The organism is Streptomyces lonarensis, assembly GCF_012033735.1.
GTDB lineage: Bacteria > Actinomycetota > Actinomycetes > Streptomycetales > Streptomycetaceae > Streptomyces > Streptomyces lonarensis.
The window spans coordinates 1-1,904 of sequence record NZ_JAAVJD010000433.1; the positions used below are offsets into that span (position 1 = coordinate 1).

The 1,904-nt window shown below is 75.8% G+C and carries 1 protein-coding gene; it reads left to right on the forward strand.

Going from position 1 to position 1,904, the window contains the following annotated elements; genetic code table 11:
• Positions 1-397: 397 nt before the first annotated feature.
• Positions 398-1,904 (forward strand): condensation domain-containing protein (locus tag HCN56_RS25320; RefSeq protein WP_245247027.1); only part of this gene is annotated, 1,507 nt, incomplete at its 3' end.

A 1,904-nucleotide genomic window follows, 5' to 3' on the forward strand; every position in this document is an offset into this window, starting at 1 on the left:
CCGCCGCGCGGGCACGGCGCACCCGCCGGCCGCGGCCGCCCGAGGCCGGACGACCACCGCCACCGCCACCGCCGTGGGCTGGCACCGGCGCGGAGGTGCCGCCGGGCTTGCCGCCCAACTGCTCCCCGAGTGCCGGAGGAACTGCCGCCCACCCCCGGCCCCGGCCGTTTTGATGGATTCCGGGGCACCGCCCCACCGCCCGGTCGGCGGGGCGACCGATCCGCCCCGCGCGCTCCGTCCCACCGCCGCCCGGTCCCGCGCCGGACGCCGTCCCGCACCCCGACCCGGCGGACGCGAACGGTCCGTCCGTCCCCTTCCCCGCCCGTGCCCCTCTCCGCCCGCTTCGGGCGGGCGGGGTGCGCCACCGACGCAGCCGTCCCTCCCGAAGGAGCACGCCATGCCCGGCCAGGAAACCGACAGCCGGCCCCTCAGCGCCGCCCAGCAGGGGGTCTGGTACGCCCAGCGGCTGGACCCGGCGAGCCCGGTGTTCAACCAGGGCGGCTGGGTGGAGCTGACCGGGCCCGTCGACGTCCCGCTCCTGACGGAGGCGGTGTCGCGGCTCGTCGCCGAGGACGACACCACCCGGCTGCGGTTCACCGAGGTGGACGGAGTGCCCGCGCAGTACCTCGCGCCGCGCGAGCCCTACCGGCCGGATGTCGCCGACCTGCGGGACACCCCCGACCCGGCGGCCGCCGCCGAGGCGCTGATCGCCGCCGACCTCGCCGAGGTGCCGGACCTGGAGCGCGGTCCGCTCTTCCGGCACCTGCTGCTGCGGCTCGGCGACGAGCAGCTGCGCTGGTACTACCGGGCCCACCACCTGATGCAGGACGGGTTCAGCGGGCATCTCCTGCAGCGTCGACTGGGCGAGATCCACACGGCGTCGGCCGCCGGCACCGACCCCGGTGAGCCGCTCGGCGGCGTCGCGTCGCTGCTGGACGCGCAGGCCGCCTACGACGTCTCCGCCGCCCGTGAGAAGGACCGCGCGTTCTGGACCCGCACCATGGCGGAGGCCGAGTGCCCGCCGGCACGGGCGGAGCGCCCGGCGCTGCGGATCGCCCGCGAGGTCGCCCACATCGATGCCGAACAGCGTGCCGCGCTGGTCGCGTTCGCGACGCGGGCCGGTGTCTCCTGGCAGCAGGTGCTGATCACCGCCGGGGTGGTGCAGCAGCACCGCCGCAACGGCGTCCGGGACGTGCTGCTCTCGCTTCCCGTCACGGGCCGGATGACGCCCGCGGCGCGCCGGGTGCCGGGGATGAGCGCCAACGTGCTGCCGCTGCGGGTGGCGGTCGACCCGGAGGCGACCTGTGAGGAGTTGGCCTCACGGGTGGCCGCGGCGGTACTGCGGGTTCAGTGGCACCAGCGCTACGACGCAGCCGAGTTGATCCGCGACCTGGGGTGGCCGGCCGACGGCAGGCGGCAGTTCGGGCCGGTGGTGAACGTCCTGGCCGGTGAGGCGCCGCCGACGTTCGCCGGGGTGCCGGGCACCGCCCATCTGCTGTCGACCGGCGGCACCGCCGAGGACCTCGGCATCACCGTGACCGACGGCCCGGACGGGGGGTTGCGGATCGATTTCACGGTGGACGCCGCCTACGCCGACGCGGTGCCGCTGACCTCCCACCGCCGCTCGTTCCTGCGGGTCCTCGCCGCCCTGACCGGCGGGCCGAACCTCCGGGTGGGGGAGGTGGACGTGCTGGACGGTGTGGAGCGGGGGTTGGTGGTCGACACCTGGAACGACACGGTGGTCCCGATCGGCGAGGAGACGCTGAACACGCTCTTCGAGCACCAGGCCCGGGTCCGTCCGGACCGTACCGCCGTCATCCACGAAGACCACCGCACCACCTACCGGGAGTTGAACGAGGCCGCCAACCGCCTCACCCACCACCTCACCACCTGCGCCGGCATCC